We start from the raw sequence: 19150 nt of genomic DNA, 5'->3' as shown, positions 1-19150 counted from the left end.
CCAATCCCTGACCGCAGCGATCGCAGAACCTGGCGTCGTCCGGAGCGGTCTGGCCGCACTCGGGGCACGTAATCATCGCTTTTGAACCTTGGGCAACTAGCCCTTGCGAAACTCCAGTTTGGCGCTGCCGAAAACCACCTGATCGCGATCCTTGAGCTTGTAGAGTTGGTCGCGGCCAAGCCGCCCGCGCCCGGTGATATAGGTGCCGTTCAGGCTTCCCAAATCGCGAATAAAGTACTCTGCGCCGTGCTTGATTATCTCCGCGTGGCGGCGCGACACCCGGTCGGCCAGGCCCTTGAGCCTGCCGAGATCGATATCCGGCTCGTCGCCGCCGAGCGCGCGTCCCACGATCATGCGGCTTCGCACCAGTCCGAAACGCGGGGCGGCGCCGCTTGCGATCAGCCACGCACCCGCGTGGGCCTCGGCCTGAGCAGCCGCGGAGTCGGCGCCGTTCAGACCGGCCTTTCCACGGGCTCCGCTCCAGGGTACTGAAGCCGCGCCGGAAGATCCGGCCGGTTTCGCCGACGGCGCGGCGCTCTTCGACAGCGGCGCATTCGTTCCCGAAGGAACATTTCCCGCGCCGACGTTCTTCGAGATCGATTCGCTTCTCGATGGCGTGGCGATCGGCGCCGCCTGCGCCGCCGCCCTGGCCTTGCCGCTCAAGTCCTGGGTCTTCGCCGTGGACGAAACCGCATCCGGCTTGACGAACAACGATTGCTGCGCAGGCAACCTGGCCGCCGCGCGCTGCGCGATGGCCCGCGCTGAGCGCGCCAGCGACTTCATCTTCGCCACGCCCGCCGCCGTACTCGCGGCGAGCGTCGGCCCCGCCGCGAAGGGCGATGCCGAAGGCGGAGCGGCCGCCGCGGGCTCGCGCGCGTCAGACCGGAGCGTATCTTGCCCGGAAACGTCAGGCCGAGTCAGCACCACCGTCGGCATGTTGGTAAGCGAGGGGCGCGCCGATGCACCGCCGGATGGCGGCGCCGCACCGAGCCGCCGGCCTCCCGCCGGTGGCGCGGCGCTGAGGCCTGTCGAATCGGCCAACTTGGGACGGTCGAGCACCACAGTCGGCATCGAAGCGACGGGCGCGGAGCCGCCGACGGCCGCTCCGAGCGCTGCCGAGGCCTTGGGCTCGGGACCGGGGTCCGGCAGCGCATGCATCATGTCGCGCGCCGAGGGCGGACGCTTCTCGATGTCCTTGTCGAGCGCCCGCATCACGACTTCAGCGCTCTTGACTGAAACCTCGGGGCTCAAGTCGCGCAGCGGCGGAAAGCTGAAGGGCGGTTCGAGCTGCGGGTCGCGGCCGGTCAGCAGATGATGCATCGTCGCGGCCAGCGAGTAGAGGTCCGAGCGCGGCTCGACCTTGCCCATGTACTGTTCGGGCGGAGCATAGCCGACCGAGCCGATTTGCGTGCCGCGGCCGCCGGGCGGCAGGAAGCGTGCGATGCCGAAGTCGATCAGCATCGCGCGGCCCTCCTTGTCGATCATGATGTTGCCGGGTTTGAGGTCGCGATAGATGATGGGCGGCGTCTGGCCGTGCAGAAAGCTCAACACGTCGAGCATCTGGCGCGCCCAGCGCAGCACGCGATTTTCGGGCAGCTTACCCTTGGGCCCGAGCTTGTCGAGCATCGCCTGCAAATCGCCGCCCGCGACGAACTCCATCACCAGGTAATGGCGATTGTTCTCGGCGAAGTAGTCGATGACGTTGGGGATGCCCGGATGCGAGAGCGAAGCGAGCACGCGGGCTTCGCGCGCGAAGTCCTCGATCGCTTTTTTCTCCGCAATCCCGTCGCCGATGATCATTTCCTTGACCGCGACGGGCCGGTTAGCCAGGCGAGTATCGTTGGCGAGATACACGCGGCCCATCCCGCCCTGGCCAAGCACCTTGTGCACCCGGTAACGGCCATCGAGCATGTGGCCGACGGCAAGCTGCTCACCCGGTTTCATGATGACTTACTGATGCAAGCTCGCGGCGAGACAGCGAAGGCCCGGCTCCCAACCGGACCTTCGCGCCGCATCTCATCCACCCCGGCTCAGGAGACCGGTTCGACGATCAACTTGAGAAATGTTTTGCCGATGATTATCTCGTCGCCAGTTTTCAATTCGACCGGATTGCCAGGCATCAGGCGCGGCTGGCGGTTCACGTAGGTGCCGTTGAGGCTGCCGATATCCTCGACCGTGATCTTGCCGCCCTCGAAGCGGATGAGCGCGTGCTTGCGCGAGATCTTGGCCTCGGGATCGTCCTGGTCAAGGTCGACCTCGGGGAACGACCCGGTCTCCGGATCCCAGCGGCCGATCAGGTTGTTGCCGTCCTCGAGCGGAAATTCATGACCCTTGCGTCCGCCGCGTATGACCTGCAGCCTGGCGCGCGCGCTCGGAACCCCCGCAGCTTCCGCGGCCGGCGCTGCCGCTGCCGCAGCGGTCGCGTTCGCCTCGGGCGGTGGCGTGATCTCGCCGGTCGGGACTTCGGACGGAGGCGGCTCGGCCTCGGGCGCCTCGGGGGCGGCTTCGGCCGGCGCGGCTTGCGCAGCCGCTTCGGGAGCGGCGGCGGCCCCGGCTGCGGGAGCGGCAGCGGGGTTCAGCTTCGCGCCGCAACCGTCGCAGTAGTCAAGCCCATCGATGTTTTCGTAGCCGCACTCGCTGCATTTGATCATCTTCTCAGCACCTCACTGGCCGGCATCATCGGCGTCCACCGTAGTTTAGGCCCGCCCTGCGGGCAGATTCAGCTGCTACCCCTGGTCGGGCTTGGAAAAATCCTTCAACGCTTCCGGATCGAGCATCTGGGTCTTGCGCACCACGGCCTGGGCCTGGAGTAGCGTGGTCTTGGCCGCCTTGGTCTGCAGGGTCTGGGTCTTCTTGACTTGATCCATCAGGCCCACCAGCGCCTGCGTCGCCTTCACGTTGCCGAGGCGTTGCGTGCCCTGAATAGCGTTGCTCAAGAGCCGCGTCGCGCGATCCACGTTGCCGGCCTTGAGCTCCTCTTCGGCGCGCGACTGCATCTTGGCGATCGATACCTGGTCGACGAGGTTCATCACCCGTCCGTTGACCTTGCCGGTGAGCGTGCGGTCGAGCGTGTATTCGACGGTCAGGTCGCGGCTAAGGCTCTGTTCGCCGACGCCCGGCACCTCGTAGCGCAGGTTCGATTGCAGAATCCTAACCGGGCCGGGCTTACGCGGCGGCAACACCAGCGTCATCAGCACGGAGCCGGGGACGTTGGCCTCGAGGTCGCCGATTTCATAGCTCACGTGGCGATCCTCGCCGACCAGTGGCGCGCCCAGCGTGTAGATCTCGGGACTCGCGCGAAAGGCCTCGCGCACCTGAACGCCTTGAGCGAGCGTGACTTCGATTCGTCCGTTGCGCACGCTGACCGCGCGCAGGCCCGCAAGCTCGTCCTCGAAAATGCCGGGAATTTCCTCGGGATTGCCGATGAGGTGATACTTGCCGTGCGAATCCTGCGCGATCCGCATCAGCAGCTTTTCGTTGAACTCGACCCCGACGCCCATCGCCGAGAACGACATCTGCTCACGGTTCTGACTGGCGAGATCGATGCACGCGGTTTCTTCGTAGGTCTGGCCGTCGGTCAGCACCAGCACGCGGTTCAGCCGGTTGGGGGCGAGGTTCTTCTTGACCTCGTCGATCGCCGCGCGCATCCCGAGCGCCATCTGGGTGCCGCCGCCGATCTCGAGCAGATCGATGTCTTCGATCGCGCGCCGCACCGCGCCCTTGTCGTGGATCTCCTCGGGGCCGACGATCACCTTGGCGCGGTCGGCAAAGGCGACTATCGCGACCTTGTCCTCGGGCGCTACGTTATCGGCCAGAAACTTCACCGCCTCGATCACGAATTCCAGCCGCCGTTCGTCGTACATCGAGCCCGAACGATCGATTACGACTCCGAGGTTCAGCGGCAATCGCGAGCCACCGCCGGCGCCGCCGCCGGCCTGCGCGATCGCTTCCAACAGTACATAGAGGACAAAATTTTCCGCGCTCGAAAGGACGTATTCGCGGCTCACGAGGGCTTCGAAGCTAAGAGGTGCTGCCATTTAAGATGCTCTCCGGCACAAATTGTAGGTGTAAGCGCGATACTATGGCAACTGAACGGATGCCCCCAAGTCGCCAGGACGCCATTCATCGGGACTCGGCAAATCTTTCCATTCTCCGACCCGATGCTCGCCGCCGCGCCCGCCGCTTAACTGCCGACTATACCCCCAAAAACGGCCCGGCCAGTAGTCTATACGAGTTGAGCCTCAAGATGGATACGGACTGGGTTTAGGGGTTTCTCGGCCGGATGAAATCCCGGCTGCTGACCAAGCGCTGCTCTTCCCGCCACCGCCGCTCACCCGGTCATGGCCTCTCGACCGCACCCCCCTCGCATGACAACCCCTGACCACGACCTTCGGCTTCCAGCCCCGCGTTTCGACCCGGAGAGCGGATCGGCTAGGGCACGGGGTTTCCGCCTTCCTTCGCTGCCTGCCCTTCCTGCCTGCCCATACGTTTCCCTAAAACCGCCGGACGCGACGACGAGCTGGGACACCAGCCGCCGGGGACCGAATCTTTATCTATTTCCACCGGCATGTCCGTTTTTGGCACTGGTCGGACGTTTAGTATCTCTTGTTTAGCGTTTATCCGCCTCTATTGGGTGCTTATTCCCTATGGGCGGATGCATTGCACTTGGGCGAGGGTTATACTAACGAACAAGTTCAGATGGCTTGCAAGGTCCAAGGGCCTACGGGGCAGGCGCCCTGCGGAATGCGTTTTTTTGTTCCGCTGTGCGCGCCCCCGGGGGGGGCGGATGTGAGTTGGACGCGAGGGCATCCTTACTTTGTTCGATGCGAGTCTGCGCCGGAGGGGCGGGTAGCGATGGAGCAGGAGCGGAAGACGTTCTCCGGGCTCGAACGAGTTCAGGGCGCAACCAACCCCGAAGTCATCAATCAAGGTTATATTCGATAGTGAAAAGGAGCGCACCGCCGGCGCAGCGGCGGCACGCGCGGAAAGCTTATCGTCTCGTGCCTGTACAGATGAAAACCCGAACTTGCTCTCCGGAGTATCGCTTCGCGGCACCGACGCGTTGACCCTCCGCATAGCCATGTTGTCATCATTGGATCAGAATTATCTTCAATCCCTGGTCGAAAGCTCGCCCGACATCATCATCGCGGTCGACCGCGACGGGACGATCATTTTTTACAACGACGGAGCGCGCAAGAGCCTGCATTACTCCGCCCAGGAAATCGTCGGCCAGAAAATCACCACCATCTATCCTTCGCTCGAGGAAGCGCGCCGGGTGATGAAGGCGATGCGCGCCGCGAGCGACGATTCAGGGCGCATTTCCAATTTCGAGACGGTGCTTCGCAGCAAGGACGGCGAGCTCATCCCGGTCGCCATCTCGGGCTCGATCATCTACGAGAAGGACGGCACGACGCCGGCCGGCTCGATCGGGTTCGCGCGCGACATCCGGATGATGCGCCATCGCGAGCAGCTCGCCACCGCCGGCGAAATCGCGGTCAGCCTCGCGCACGAGATCTACAATCCGCTCGAAGCCATCACCAACAATCTCGACCTGCTGGCGCGATGCGTCGAGGCCCATCTATCGGACGCCGAGCTGGTGGTCGAGCACGAGCGGCTCGACTCGATCCGCGGCGGCATCCGGCGCGTCCAGGGCATCGTGCGCCGGCTCGACGAAATGACCCGCCAGGGCGTCTACGAGACCCGCGACTATCTGGGGGGGAAGAAAATGGCTGACCTCGCGCCGCGCGGCGCGGAGGCCGAAGAGCGCCCGGCCGCGCCCGAGGCTTCGAAGAACGGATGCGACTGGCCGCTCGCCGGGATGGCCGTGCTGGTGCTGGACGACGATCTCTCGGTCGTAAGCTCGCTCGCCGATCTGCTGCGTGCCGAGCGCTGCCAGGTTTACACCGCGATCCGGCCAAGCGCTGCCTTCGGTATCCTGCGCAACATGCGCATCGACGCGGTCATCTCCGACGTCGTGATGCCGGAGATGGACGGTTACGAGTTCTACACGCGGATCAAGGAAGAGATGCCGCACCTCCCGGTCATCCTGATGACCGCGTACAATTACGACCGCGACCACATCCTGGTGCGCAGCCGGCTTAAGGGACTCGAGGGCGCGCTGTTCAAGAAGCCGGTCAATCCGGCCAAGCTGCGCGAGCTGCTGATCCGTGCGCGCCAGAAATCGGCCGTCCAGCCGGCTAAGGCGCTTCCACTCACCTAAGACCCTGGGCGCCGGGATTGACTTTGCGTGCGGCGAGCGCGCGGCGCGCAGCCCATTCGCCCGGCCCGGCGGTAGTTTCACCACGTAAACGAAGTCCGCCGAAGGCTTGACAGACGCTTGCCTGTTGGACGAACGATCGGGCGTGAATCGCCCATCCGCGGGCCTGCCGGAAGTTCGTCCGCAAGCGGCGCTTGATCGGTCGGCGCCCGCCCACAACTGCGCGGCCATCGAGGCCATGCGCACGCAAGGAAGGTGACTGTCATGGCCAAAGTCGATTTTGCGAAACTGCCCAGGTTCTCCGAACTGCCGGTCAAAAAAGGCGCGCCGCCTGATTCCAACTGGGGCGTGTTCGGCGATGAAGACGACCTCGGCTGCCTCAACTTCCTGACCTCCGAGGGCGTTATCGAAGCCGCCCGGATGATTAAGAAGGGCAAGATCTTCCGGCTCGACACGCGCGTCAACTATGCCAACCCGCCGCTCTTCGAGCGCAAGCCCGCCAAACACATCCTGTCCGACTTCGAGTCCTACGGCCTGCTCGGATTCGACGACATGCTCGACAACTACAACACCCAGGAGGGCGCGCAGTGGGACGGCCTCGGCCACGTCGGCAACCTGAAGCATCAGGCCTTCTACAACGGCAAGACCGGCGCCGACGTGAGGGCCGGCCGGCTCAGCATCCACAAGTGGGCCGACAAGTTCGTCGGCAAGGGCCATCTGATCGACCTGTTCAAGTTCCGCGCCGACGCGGGCCGGCCGGTGAAACCGCTCGAACCCGAGCGTTACTCGCTCCAGGATCTGAAGGACGCGCTCAAAGCGCAGGGCGGCTCGCTCAAGCCAGGTAGCGTGCTGCTGCTGCGCACCGGATGGATGCAGGCCTACGTCAAATCAACTCCCGCCGAAAAGGCCGCGATGGCCCCGATGAACAAGCTCAAGGCCTGCGGGATCGAGGACACGCGCGAGATGGTGGCGTGGATGTGGGACAACCGGGTCGCCGCGATCGGCACCGATTGCCCCGCGGTCGAGCAGTGGCCGTGGGATTTCCGCAACGAGGGCGCGCTTCACTATCGCACGCTGTCACTGCTCGGCCTGCCGCTGGGCGAGCAGTTCGTGCTTGACGATCTCGCCGCCGATTGCCATCAGGACCGCCAGTACGAGTTCATGCTGGTGTCGTGTCCGCTGAACGTCGAGGGCGGGATCGCGTCGCCGCCGAACGCGGTGGCGATAAAGTAGCCGCGCGAATTCCGGCCGTGCGCGGCGTTGACGCTGCGCCGCAGAAGATCGCAGAGCCAGGCCGCGGGCGGGATGCGGCCATAGCCTTATCCGCGCCGGCGCGGCGCGCGCGCGAGCGCCGCCATCGCCGCCTCGACCGCCGCCGCCATCACCTCGATCGACATGCTCGGGGCCTGGCGATGACGCACCGCCTGGCGCGCCGTGTAGGGCAGGTGGATGAAGCCCGCGGCAACCTCGGGCCGCGCGGCAAGCGTATGCAACGTCGCGTACATCACCGCGTTGCACACGTAAGCGCCGGCGCTCAGCGAGAGCGCCGCGGGAATTCCGCGGCGCTCGAGCGCACGGAGGATCGTGCGCAGCGGCAGCCGCGCGAAGATCGCGTCGGCGCCGCCACGCACGACCGGCGTGCCCGCAAGTCCGCCGTCGCTCTCATGGCCGGCGCGGCGCTCGGCAAGGTTGATCGCGACCTTCTCGAGCGAGATCGCAGGACGCCCGCCCGCCTGCCCCAGCCCGAGCACGGCGCGCGGACGGAGCCGGCGGATCTCCGCCGCGATCGCGCGCACCGCGCGCGGCGTGTTGACCGGGAGCCGCACCGCCTTGACGACGAGCCCTCCGATCTCGCGGCCGTGGAGCATTTGCGCGACTTCCCATGAAGGATTCGTGCGCTCGCCGCCAAACGGCTCGAAGGCGCTCAGCAGCAGGACGGCGCGAACGCGGCGTCTTGCTGCCGGGCGGCTGCCTTTGGCAAGTCGCGTTCGCGCGTTCAACGCCCGTTTCATTTGCGCCGCGGATGCTCGATCGGCAGGTCTTCGCGATTGCCCCATTCGCCCCATGACCCGATGTAGTTGCGCAGGCGATCGAAGCCCGCGAGCCTGAGCGCGTAGTACGCATTGGCCGAACGGTAGCCGCCCTGGCAATAGGCAACGATTTCGGCCTCCGGCCGCAGCCCCAACCGTTCGAAGGCGGCGCGCAATTCCGCGGGCGGCTTGAACCTCCCGTCCGCGGCCACGTTGTTTACCCAATCCAGATGCACCGCGCCGGGCACCGCGCCGCCGCGCCGCGCGCGCACGCGCTCGCCGAAATATTCTTCGTCGCTGCGAACGTCGAAAATCCGCACGTCGGCGCGGCCGAGCCGCTCGACCAGATATTCGCTCGAGGCGAAAATCTCCTCGCGCGGCGCCGCCACGAATGCGCCTGGCGTGACCGGTGCGACGGCCGCCGTGAGTTCCGCGCCCGCGAGCTTCAGCCCGCCGTCGAGGATTCGCACGTGGCGATGACCCATGTACTCGGCGAGCCATGCCGTCCGTGTCGCACGCATCCCGGAGTCGTTCTCGTAAAATACCAGCGTCTCGGCGCCGGTGATGCCGAGCGCAGAAAAGATCCATTCGAGCTGTCCGCGAACCTCGCGCATCCCGCTCTCGCCGGTGTTCGAATAGTGGAACGGGAACGGGTCGAAGTGACGCGCGCCTTTCAGATGACCCGCGCGAAAATCGGCCGCCGGGCGCGTATCGATCAGCACCACGTCCTGGTCCGCGCGGCGCGCGCTGAGCCAGCGCCCGTCGACGAGGATCTCATTGTGCGTTTGATGTTCCGTGGCCATCGTATCTCCTCGCGTGTCTCATCTTTTGCGGCCGCGGGCGGCGGCGTCAGGACCGTTCGCTCGCCCTGGCCGGCGCCGCGATGCCGACGGCGTCGCCAATCGAATTCAGCCCGTCGCGCTGCAGCAATTCGACCAGGCCTTGCTTGATTCGCTCCACCAGGTCGGGCCCTTCGTAAACCAGTCCCGTGTATAACTCGACCAGGCACGCGCCCGCGCAGATCAGACGGTAGGCGTCCTCGGCGCCGAACACTCCGCCGACTCCGATTATCGGAATCTTTGCGCCCGTGCGGCGCCGAATCTCCGCGACCATCGCGAGCGCCCGCTTCGCAAGCGGCGCCCCGCTTACTCCGCCTTCGTATTCCGTATAGACGCCGAGCGCCTGACGCGCGGTCGTCGTGTTGCAGACCACCAGGCCGTCAGCGCCGTTAGTCGACACCGCCTCGCATACCGAGGCGAGCACTGGCGCGTTGAGGTCGGGCGCGATTTTCACCAGCACGGGTCTTCGCGGCGTGAGCTTCATCGCCTCGGCCAGGATCGGGCGCATCAGGGGCGCCAGGCGCGCCGCCGATTGCCAGTCGCGCAGGCCCGGCGTATTCGGCGAGCTTACGTTGATCACGATAAAATCGACCATCGCGCCGAGCCTCGCGACCATCGTCGTGTAATCTTCCGCCACGCGCTCGGTCGGCGTGTCCTTGTTCGGGCCGAGATTCAGCCCGAGCCGGATTTTCAATCCCCGCCGCTTGATGCGTGAGAGCCGCCTCGCCGCCCTCTCCATCCCGGCGCTGGGAAAGCCCAGCCGGTTCACCATCGCGCGCTGCTCGGGCAGGCGCCACAGCCGCGGGCGCGGATTACCCGGTTGTGCAAGCGGCGTCACCGTACCAAGCTCGGCAAAGCCGAAACCAAGCGCGCGCCATCCGGCGACCGCCCGGATGTCCTTGTCCATCCCGGCCGCAAGGCCAACCGGATTGGAGAACCGGATACCCCACGGCGAGGTGGCCAGCGCCGGCGGGTCCGGCGCCGGCTTGCGCAGGATCGCGATCGGCCCCATCATCGCGAGCGTCAGCCGATGGGCGCGTTCCGGATCGAGCCGGAAAAGCAGCGGCCGCAGGAAGCGGAGGTAGAAGTCTGGGGCGGGCGGCGTCATGAGCGGGAATCTAGAGACCTCGGCATCGGAGCGCAATGGGCTGCGGCGGGCGCGTTGTTGATGGAGTTGATAACGCGGTGTGCCGGCGATTACGTTCCATGCGCGGGTGAAATAGAGTGAAGGACAGGATGACGCAGCGATGAACGTGAGCAACAGCCGGGCTGAGATGCAGGTCAAACTTATCGATTACGCGAGCGACCCGCTGGAAAAGCTCTACGCCGCGTTTCGCACCTGTTACTCGTCGGACTCGCCGATCGAAGTCTGGGAAAAGATCAAGACCGAGAAAATCAGCCACGAGCGGATTCGCGAGTTCATCGGCGAGCGGCTCAAAACCGGCCACGCCTCGCCGCTCGAACAGATCGTGTTCTGGTTCGCGATTTCCGGCGTGTCGCGTTCGCTCTCGCATCAGTTCGTCCGCCATCGTATTGGCATCAGCTTCGAGCAGCAGAGCCAGCGCTACGTGAAATTCAAGCAGGATCGGCTGGCCTTCGTGATGCCCGATTCATGGCGCCGGGCGGGCATGGAAGAGGAATTCTCGGGGCTGCTCGCGCGCACCTCAGAGCTCTACGCGCGCGCGCTCAAGGCCGGGATTCCCGCCGAAGACGCGCGTTTCGTGTTGCCCAACGCGGCGCCGACCAACTTTCACGTAATGGTGAATTTTGCCGAGATGCTGCACATTTGCGATCTCCGGCTGTGCGTGCGCGCGCAGTGGGAGATCCGGCGGATGGTCGCGATGATGCGGGCCGAGATAAAGCACGTGCTGCCCGAGATCGCGGTCTTCCTGCAGCCCAAGTGCGGCGAGAACCGGATGGGCTACTGCGACGAATCGCTCGAGGACTGGCAGAAGTGCCCGCTCGGCCGCGTGCGCCCGCACAAGGCGAGCCTCTTCGAACTCTACGAGCGCCACGGCACGCGCAAGGCCGAAGCGCTCGGCGAGGCCGAATTCCGCGCCGTCGAAGAAAAGGAACTGCTGTAAGCCGCAGTGAAGCGTGCGTTCGCGGCCGAACGCGGCGCCGGCGAAGCCCCCCTGATGGGATTTGCGGCGCAACGTATTATTTCGCAAATATACTTTGCCAAGCGGCTCGCTGACCGCCGCGAATAGACCTCGATGGACGACGAATTCGATCAGGCGATCGCGGCCTTTAATCGCGGCGAATACTTCGCGGCCGCCGAACGCTTCGAGCACGTCCTCGCCGCGTCCGGCTCCGACGTGCGCGACATGGCTCGCGCGCTCGGGCGGGTTGCCGCGGCGCTCCATCTGCGTTTCGAGCGTGGCGGACGCCAGGCGACGGTCAACCTGCTCTCGCAGGCGCTGCTGACGATGGAGGATTTTCGGCCCGCGCACGCCGGGATCGACGTCGAGCGTTTGTGCGTCGAGCTGACGGCGATGGCGGACGAGATTCGCGCGAGCCCGCGCGAGGAACGCGAGGGTCTGCGCTATCGCGCCCGGCTTTTCGTTGAACGCCGTCGCGCGCCCAAAATAAATCTAGCCGGCAACACGCGTACGCAACATGGTTGAGCGCAGCGCCTTCGCATCGGGTGCCGCGGCGTGCACGAGCGCGGCATCCATCAAGCCGCGCGGCGCGGCGGCCCGCCTGCGAGCGTTGAGCGCCGCGATGCGCGGATGCGTGCGTTGCCCGGCGCTGGTGAAATGCCGTTCGCAAGTCGTGCCGGGCCAGGGCGCGGCGCCGGCGCGGGTTGCGTTCGTGGGCCTGGCACCCGGCCGTCTCGGCGCCGACCGCACCGGAATCCCGTTCAGCGGCGATCGTTCGGGAGAATTGCTCCGTGGGATGATCGCGCGCGCCGGTCTTCGGCGCCTTTTCATCACTAACGTGGTTCGATGCAACCCGCGCGACGCCCGCGGCCGCAACCGCAATCCAAGCGCGCGCGAGATCGCCAACTGCAGCGGCCATCTCGCAGCCGAACTCGCCCTGGTGCATCCGCAGGTCGTGGTCTGCCTGGGCGCCGTCGCCTGGCGCCGGCTGGCTGGGAGCGCGGCACCGTTCAGACCGCGCCGCGGCGCCGTTCTCCATAGCGGCGGCACGCTGCTATACGCGATGTACCATCCGGCGTACGTGGTGCGCGGCGCTTATACGCCGGCCGCCTACGCGCGGGATTTCCAGCGGCTCGCACGATTATGTAATGGCTCTTAAGGCGTCGCGCGGACAGGCATCAGCGCCGTCGGACAGCGCCATCGTACGCCAGTCCAACCCGTGCACCGACTTGGGAATGATTTGAAGTCTTCACCATCCTTGTTTTTTCCGCTCCGAGCTTTGGTTGCTCGGGTTACCGGACAGGATGGTTGAAGCAGTCAGGTTTTCCGCTTCCGGCCCGTACGGTTTGGGACGGGACGAATCGGCATCGATTTGTAGTCCGGCGTTGTGACGAGCGCGGCGTGGTTAGCTACTCGCGCCGCTGGTGCGTCCAATCAACCGGGTTTTGCTAACGGTCGCGCCCGCCACCGCCAGGACGCCGCTCGCGGTCGTTGCCGCTTCGAGCTTGCGCCTCGTTGACGCGAATCGGGCGTCCCTTGATGTCCCTGCCGTTGAGCTTTTTGATCGCCGCCTCCGCGGCGTCATCCGTGGCCATCTCTACGAATCCGAAGCCGCGAGACCGATTAGTCGCACGGTCGATGATGACCTGAGAACTATCTACCTTACCAGCCTCCGAAAACGCATCCTGCAGGTCCTGGTCGGTGACAGTCCAAGCTAGATTCCCCACGTACAGTCTACGACCCATTTCCGAACTCTCCTGCTCTCACCCTTGGCACCAGATGCTCAGCGCGTCGCTAATGAGACCCGTCTCTAGTCAGGCAGCCCACTGCCGATGACTTCTGCGATAGATACTTTCACTCTCGGCGGCTATTGCGACGCTACGTCACGCCTGAAAATAGCGTACTTCTTATAGCACCGAGTCAAATGTAAGCATAGCGTCACCAGCATATAGCAGAAATTTGCTCTTTATTGCTTTAAGACGCTTTACCGTATGGTCGCGCAAGGTCCGCGCAACTCCGCCACGAGGCCATATTGATCCTCGGCTTAGCGCTTCTGCTCGCCAAAAAGCACCGGAACGCTCAGAACGCGAATCCGGAATCGTTGCGCGCGGTCCGGCCAAAGCTGAACAAATTTTCAGCCCGCGCGCTGAATTGGTCTCCTGCAAGTCGAGTCGTCGTCGCGGCACTCCAGTGATGAATAGATACGTCGCGAGAGCAACGTCGAGACGGCCGAGTATGAGGGCAAGACCGTACTGAATGCTTCAGCACTTGGCGAGAAGGTACTTTCGCACCATTATTCATGCCAACGTTTGGCAGAAGTAAGATCCGCACAGGTTCCGCGGTCTCCGTCGATATATTTGCGATAGTATGAACTGCCGAACTCTGTTAGTATGGTAATTCAGGTTCAGCGGAATACTTGTATGTTAGCTGCCTGTTGTGTAGCGTGGCCGCTTCAGTAATCCGCAACAGACCCGAGTTTCTAAGGAGAGTATTGGATGCCACGAAGGAAAGGTTCTGGATCGCCTATGTCCGCGATCGGCAAGATTCGCCGCCAGGCGGGCTCTGCGCTGGCCCAGTTGCGCAAGGAGATTCGCGCGAAAGAGGTTGAACTCGCACAACTCAAGCGCGATGAAGAGTCGCTCGGCCGGCTTGCCGGACGCCGGAGCACCGGCGCCAGCGCTGCACGCGCACCGCGGGCCGGGGGCGGCGGTGGAGGCGGCGGCGGCGGACGAATCAACTGGCGCAAGGTGCTTGACCAATTGCCCAAACAGTTCAAGGCCTCCAATGTTCGGCAGGTGCGTGGACTTAAGGACAAGCGCCCCTCAGAAATCTTCGCCGCGATCACGCGCTGGATCGAAGCCGGATTGGCCAAGCGCAAGACTCGCGGACTCTACGAAAAAGCATAACCCCAACCGCACCGATTTCGCCTCACGCACTGCAAGCGTCAGTATCGGAGCCATCGCGCACGCGCTACGATACTGACGCGAGCGTGACCGCACGAACCTCATCCGCCGGAATATACATTTCTCCGCGCCGTCGAGGCTCATCGGAAATATGGGTGCGTAAGCGGAAGCGAACTCTCTGCGCCGCCCGCGCGGGCCGGATATGGCAGTAAGAACTATCGAATGGCGCAACGATGCGGTTCGCATGATTGACCAGCGGCTGCTGCCGGAGCGCGAAGTCATCCGCGTATATCGCGACTGGCGCGGGGTCGCGGAAGCGATCCGGACTATGGTGATTCGCGGCGCGCCCGCGATCGGAGTTGCGGCCGCGATGGGAGTGGCGCTGGGGATGCGCAATGTAAGTGGCGCGCGGGCCCGCAAGCGGTTCGCGAAGGTCGCAAGCGGTCTTCGCGCGACGCGTCCCACTGCGGTCAATCTCGCGTGGGCGTTGGCGCGTATGGCGCGGGTGGTCGAAAGCAACCTCGCTCTCGATGCGGCGCAGCTGTTCCGGCGCCTGCGCGACGAGGCGATCGCCATCTACGAGGAAGACCTCGCCGCCAATCGCGCGCTGGGACGCTTCGGCGCCGAGCTGCTTGAGAATCCGTCGACCGTGCTAACCCATTGCAATGCCGGAGCGCTGGCCACGGCAGGCTATGGCACGGCGCTGGGCGTGATCCGTGCGGCCCGTGAGGCGGGAAAAAAGATCGCGGTCATCGCCGACGAGACGCGGCCCTTCATGCAGGGCGCGCGGCTGACCGCCTGGGAGTTGCACAAGGATCGCATTCCCGTAACGGTGATCGCCGACAACATGGCAGGGAGCGTGCTCCGCAACGGCGGCGTCAGCTGCGTAGTCGTCGGAACCGATCGCACGGCGGCCAACGGCGACGTCGCGAATAAAATCGGCACCTACCCGCTGGCCGTGATGGCGCGGCGCCACGGCGTGCCGTTTTACGTCGCCGCGCCGCTGTCATCGATCGATCTCGCCTGTCCGAGCGGCGCGGAAATTCCGATCGAGCAGCGATCCGCGAGCGAGATTACTCATCTCGGCGTCAAACAGATTACGCCGCGAGGCGTGAAGGTCTTCAACCCCGCCTTTGATGTGACGCCGGCCGAATTGGTTACCGCGATCATTACCGAACGCGGAATCGCTTATCCGCCGTACACTGAAAGCCTGGCCGCGCTCAAGCGCGAAGCCTGAGCCGCTCTGATTATCCGAAATCAGCCGCGGCGGCCGACCGCCCGCGCCAGACCGTCGCCCAGCAGGTTGAATCCCAGTACCGAAGCGCCGATCGCCACGCCCGGCGCGGTAGTCAGATGCGGCGCGACGAGCATAAATGCGCGCCCGCTATCCAGCATGTTGCCCCAGCTCGGCGCAGGTGGCAGCACGCCCAGCCCGAGGAACGAGAGCGCGGCCTCAGCAACGATAATTCCGCCGACGCCGAAGGTCGCCTGCACCGCGACCGGACCGGCAAGACCGGGCATCAGATGGCGCAGCAACAGGCGGCCGGGCGAGGCGCCCAGCGCGCGCGCCGCCTCGACGTACTCGTGCTCGCGCAGCGACAGCACCTCGCCGCGGACCAGCCGCGCATAGCCAGTCCATCCCATCGCCGTCAGCGCGACTACCAGGTCGACTAGACCCGGACCAAGAATCGCGGCAAGCGCAATCGCGAGCAGGAAGCCGGGAAACGCGAGCACTACATCGATAAGCCGCATGACGAGCGCATCGACGCGCCCGCCCGCCAGCGCTGCCGCGCCGCCCACGACGCTGCCCGCCACGAGCGAAAGCATCACCACCGCGGTCGAGACCGCAAGAGAGAGCCGCCCGCCCCATAGCACGCGGGCGAGCATGTCGCGCCCAAGCGCGTCGCATCCGAGCCAATGGCCGGGACTGGGCGGGGCGAGCGTCTCTTTCAGATCGATCGCCAGCGGATCGGCATGCACAAGGATCGGCCCGAGCGCCGCCGCAATTGCGAGCATCGCGACGATCGACGAGCCTACGGCGAGCGACGGATTGCGGCGCATCAATACCCATTCCCCTTCGCGCAAATCATCACGCTCGTAGCAGACGAATCCGCGGATCCACGATTGCGTAAACCAGGTCGGTAGCCATATTGACCACCACGTAGGTAAACGCGAAGGTGAGCACGCAGCCTTCGACCAGCGGATAGTCGCGCGCGCTTATCGCCGCGATGAGCAAACGGCCCATCCCGGGCCACGAAAAGATCATCTCGGTGACGATCGCGCCGGTCAGCAGCGCGCCGGTCTCCAGTGCGAGCAGCGTAATCACCGGGGTCAGCGCGTTGCGCAGCCCGTGGCGCATCAGCGCGGCAAACGCGCTCAGGCCCTTGCTGCGCGCGGTGCGAATATAGTCGGCCTCGCGCACCTGGATGAGGCTTTTGCGCAGCATCCGCGCCAGGATCGCCGCGAGCGCGGTCCCCATCGTTACCGCCGGCAGCACCAGGTGCGCGAGGCCGCCACGCCCCGTCAGGGGAAGCCATCCGAGCTTAAGCGAGAAGACGATCATCACCAGGGGGCCGAGACACAGATGGGGCACGGAGATCCCCAGGATCGCGAAACCCATCGCGCCCATATCGGCGCCGCCGCCCGGATTCGCGCCCGCGATTAGACCGAGCGGAATAGCGAGCGCGATCGCAACCAGCATCGCGGCCCCCGCCAACTCCAGCGTCGCAGGGAAGCGCTCAACGATCAGCCGCGCAACCGGCTCCTTCATCGAGATCGACTCCCCGAGATCGCCGCGCGTGAGCCCCCGCAAAAACTCGGCATACTGCACCACAAGTGGCCGATCGAGTCCCAGTTGTTGGCGCAGGCCGGCAACATCGGCAGGCCCGGCGGTATCGCCCAGCATTACGGTCACAGGGTCGCCGGGTACCAGATGAATGAGCGCGAAGGTCAGCGTCGCGACGCCGAGCGCGACCGGAATCAACGCGGCAAGGCGGCGGACGAAATAGCCAGTCACGGCCTCGCGTTCCCCGATGCGGGCGCGAACGACACGTTCGCGAACGAACGCAGGCTGCCGTTGGGAAATGGCGTGAAGCCTTTCACGCGGCGATTTATCACCACCACGTTGTCCATCCACCAGAGCGACACGTACGGCAAGTCGGCGGCAGCGGCTTTCTGGACCTGGGCGTAAATCTCGCGTCGCGCGGCCGGCTCGAGCGTCGTCTCGGCCCGCTCGAGCAGACGATCCATCGCGGGGTTCGAGTAGTTGCCGCGGTTGGAGCCGTTCGGCGGAGTCATCCTGGAATCGAACACCATGTAGTATTGATGCGTGAGGTTGTCCGCGACCCAGTCGAGCGAGGTCAAGTCGAAATTGCCTTTCTGGATATCGCTGTAGAAAGTCGCGAACTCGTTGGTGCGGATGTCGAGCGTGATTCCGATCCGCCTGAGCATTGCCTGTATCGCTTCGGCGAGACGGCGGCCCTCGGGCGTGGTCTTGTAGACGAACTTCAGATCGCGCGTGCCGGTCGGGCCGATCGGATAGCCGGCCTCGTCGAGCAGCCTGGACGCCTTGAATGGGTCGTAGGGATAACGCTCGACGTCGCCGTCATAGGCCCAGTTCTCGGGAGCGAGCATCCCGCTCGCGACGCGCCCGGCCCCCTTGTAGAGCGAGCCGACGATCGCCTCACGGCTGATCGCATAGGCAATCGCCTGGCGCACGCGCAAATCGCGCAGATGCGGATCGCGAAAGTTGAACTCGAGGTAGTAATATTCGCTTCCGGGCGATTGATTGATAACCAGGTCGGGGCGCATCCCCAGGTACCCCAGCAGGTCGGGCTGGATATTGTTCTCGGCGAGATCGCACACGCCCTCGGCCAGCTCGAGCGCGCGCACCGTCGGATCGGGCACCACCTTGAACACGATTCCGGCGATCGCGCCGGGCGCGGATGGGCGAACCGGATTACGCCTCAGGATCAGCGCCTCATCGCGCGCGAAGCTTGCGACCTCGAAAGCGCCGCTTGCGGCCGGCCATCGCACGCCGGCCTTGCCCGGTGGCGCCGTGCCCTGCGGTACCACGCCGATCGTCGCCATATCGAACGCGGACGCATACGGCCCCCTGGTCGTCATCACGATCGTCGCGTCGTCGGGCGCGGCGATTGCTGCAAGCTCGCGCAGGGCGATCCGCTTGGGCGAGGCGGAGGCGGGATCGAGAATCGAATCGTAGGTATACTTGATGTCGCGCGCGCCAAGTGGCCGCCCGTCGCTGAAGCGCAAACCTCCGCGCAGATGGAAGACCAGCGTGGTGGGCGTCGGCCGTTCGAAACTTTCGGCCAGGTCGCCGAAGAACTGACCATGCGCATCCGCTCTCACCAGCGCATCGAAGACCAGCTCGCTCGTGCGCGAGGAAATTGCGTCGGTTGCGAACCGCGGATCGAGGGCGATGGGCGAGGTTTCGAGATCGACGTGGAGATAGCCGGCGGGCGCCGGTGGGGCCGCGCGATGGCGCCCGCCGACGACGCGGTCGAACGCCACGGCGACGAGCGCAACCACCACGGCCACGCGGGCAACAGCGAAAATCGCACCGGGCCAGGATGCCTGCCTGCTCGTCGTCTCGCTCATCGGGGGCGGCGTGATCATAGCACAAGCGCGCCGCGGGCCAGCCGGCGACGGACAAAATCCGGGGCGAGATCGGGGCAAGATCTACAAGAAGATCTGCCGGGCGATTTGCAGTCTGAGTAGAAATCATGGTTGCCCATAACACCCTCAACGGATCCGGACGAGCGGCTTTCCCGCATCCGGCTCTTGCCTCAGGTGATGACGCCGAGGCGGCGCAGTGGGTAGGGATGATGGATGCGGGCGCAGGCAGCCACTGCGAAGCGAGGCGAAGCATGCGGCCCCACCGCACGCGGCCATTTTGGCTGCGGCGCGAGAGCACGCGATGCCACAGTCGCACTGCGCAGAAGCGGAACTGGCGGAGCGCCGCAGAGTTCATCGGGACGCCATAATAACGGAAGTGCCCCTCGACCACGGTTCTCAGCCATCTGCCCTGCTCCGGGATGGG

At 65.1% G+C, this 19150-nt stretch carries 17 protein-coding genes; 7 read left to right on the top strand and 10 right to left on the bottom strand.

Translation table 11 applies throughout. The features are described 5' to 3' along the window. Window positions 1–96 precede the first annotated feature (96 nt). The 3 genes from VMI09_16970 to VMI09_16960 all read right to left on the bottom strand — a co-directional run bounded on the left by VMI09_16970 (window position 97) and on the right by VMI09_16960 (window position 4037). Complete coding sequence (locus VMI09_16970; GenBank protein ID HTQ26384.1) at window positions 97–1944, bottom strand: FHA domain-containing serine/threonine-protein kinase; 1848 nt, start codon at window positions 1942–1944, stop codon at window positions 97–99. Window positions 1945–2030: 86 nt separating this feature from the next. Next, complete coding sequence (locus tag VMI09_16965) at window positions 2031–2651, bottom strand: FHA domain-containing protein (GenBank protein ID HTQ26383.1); 621 nt, start codon at window positions 2649–2651, stop codon at window positions 2031–2033. 75 nt (window positions 2652–2726) lie between these two features. Then, window positions 2727–4037 (bottom strand): VWA domain-containing protein, encoded by a 1311-nt coding sequence (locus VMI09_16960; protein HTQ26382.1) that lies wholly within the window; start codon window positions 4035–4037, stop codon window positions 2727–2729. Window positions 4038–5092: 1055 nt separating this feature from the next. Here VMI09_16960 and VMI09_16955 point away from each other — a divergent pair. Both VMI09_16955 and VMI09_16950 read left to right on the top strand, forming a co-directional pair. Further along, window positions 5093–6220, top strand: coding sequence for a response regulator (locus tag VMI09_16955; protein ID HTQ26381.1), 1128 nt, complete (start codon window positions 5093–5095; stop codon window positions 6218–6220). Between the two features lie 261 nt (window positions 6221–6481). After that, window positions 6482–7450, top strand: a complete 969-nt coding sequence (locus VMI09_16950; GenBank protein ID HTQ26380.1) for a cyclase family protein — start codon at window positions 6482–6484, stop codon at window positions 7448–7450. 86 nt (window positions 7451–7536) lie between these two features. Here VMI09_16950 and VMI09_16945 read toward each other — a convergent pair whose 3' ends face one another. From VMI09_16945 to VMI09_16935, 3 genes are read right to left on the bottom strand one after another with little or no spacing between them, the layout of a single operon-like run. Next, entirely contained in the window at window positions 7537–8229 is a 693-nt protein-coding gene (locus VMI09_16945) for a pyroglutamyl-peptidase I (GenBank protein ID HTQ26379.1), read from the bottom strand. Further along, window positions 8226–9050, bottom strand: coding sequence for a sulfurtransferase (locus tag VMI09_16940; protein HTQ26378.1), 825 nt, complete (start codon window positions 9048–9050; stop codon window positions 8226–8228). The genes VMI09_16945 and VMI09_16940 overlap by 4 nt, the downstream gene beginning before the upstream one ends. Before the next feature lie 46 nt (window positions 9051–9096). Next, entirely contained in the window at window positions 9097–10194 is a 1098-nt protein-coding gene (locus VMI09_16935) for a quinone-dependent dihydroorotate dehydrogenase (protein ID HTQ26377.1), read from the bottom strand. A gap of 139 nt (window positions 10195–10333) precedes the next feature. On the opposite strand from VMI09_16935, the gene thyX reads away from it, so the two are divergent. From thyX to VMI09_16920, 3 genes are all read left to right on the top strand, one after another. Next, entirely contained in the window at window positions 10334–11170 is an 837-nt protein-coding gene (thyX, locus tag VMI09_16930; protein ID HTQ26376.1) for an FAD-dependent thymidylate synthase, read from the top strand. A 132-nt stretch (window positions 11171–11302) separates the two neighbouring features. Then, window positions 11303–11713 carry a hypothetical protein gene (locus tag VMI09_16925; protein HTQ26375.1) on the top strand — a complete coding sequence of 137 codons (411 nt, stop codon included), beginning with the start codon at window positions 11303–11305 and terminating at the stop codon, window positions 11711–11713. Further along, on the top strand, window positions 11706–12347 hold the full coding sequence (locus tag VMI09_16920; GenBank protein ID HTQ26374.1) for a uracil-DNA glycosylase: 642 nt from the start codon (window positions 11706–11708) through the stop codon (window positions 12345–12347). Before VMI09_16925 ends, VMI09_16920 begins: the two co-directional genes overlap by 8 nt. 289 nt (window positions 12348–12636) lie before the next feature. Here the strand turns inward: VMI09_16920 and VMI09_16915 are convergent, their stop codons facing one another. Beyond that, entirely contained in the window at window positions 12637–12933 is a 297-nt protein-coding gene (locus VMI09_16915) for an RNA-binding protein (protein HTQ26373.1), read from the bottom strand. A gap of 750 nt (window positions 12934–13683) precedes the next feature. Between VMI09_16915 and VMI09_16910 the strand changes: the two genes are divergently transcribed. Next, a complete protein-coding gene (locus tag VMI09_16910) occupies window positions 13684–14094 on the top strand; it encodes a hypothetical protein (GenBank protein HTQ26372.1) in 411 nt (136 codons plus the stop codon). 199 nt (window positions 14095–14293) lie between these two features. Further along, window positions 14294–15328, top strand: a complete 1035-nt coding sequence (mtnA, locus tag VMI09_16905; GenBank protein ID HTQ26371.1) for an S-methyl-5-thioribose-1-phosphate isomerase — start codon at window positions 14294–14296, stop codon at window positions 15326–15328. A 20-nt stretch (window positions 15329–15348) separates the two neighbouring features. On the opposite strand, the gene VMI09_16900 is transcribed toward mtnA, so the two are convergent. The 3 genes from VMI09_16900 to VMI09_16890 are packed head-to-tail and all read right to left on the bottom strand — an operon-like array spanning window position 15349 to window position 18726. Further along, window positions 15349–16152 carry an ABC transporter permease gene (locus tag VMI09_16900; protein HTQ26370.1) on the bottom strand — a complete coding sequence of 268 codons (804 nt, stop codon included), beginning with the start codon at window positions 16150–16152 and terminating at the stop codon, window positions 15349–15351. 28 nt (window positions 16153–16180) lie between these two features. After that, window positions 16181–17107 carry an ABC transporter permease gene (locus VMI09_16895; protein HTQ26369.1) on the bottom strand — a complete coding sequence of 309 codons (927 nt, stop codon included), beginning with the start codon at window positions 17105–17107 and terminating at the stop codon, window positions 16181–16183. Continuing rightward, a complete protein-coding gene (locus VMI09_16890) occupies window positions 17104–18726 on the bottom strand; it encodes an ABC transporter substrate-binding protein (GenBank protein ID HTQ26368.1) in 1623 nt (540 codons plus the stop codon). The genes VMI09_16895 and VMI09_16890 overlap by 4 nt, the downstream gene beginning before the upstream one ends. Between the last annotated feature and the right edge of the window lie 424 nt (window positions 18727–19150).

It is taken from the genome of Candidatus Binataceae bacterium, assembly GCA_035500095.1.
Taxonomy (GTDB): Bacteria; Desulfobacterota; Binatia; order Binatales; family Binataceae; genus JAKAVN01.
The sequence above is the reverse complement of the archived record's forward strand: the minus strand, read 5'-3'. Positions and strand labels throughout refer to the sequence as shown.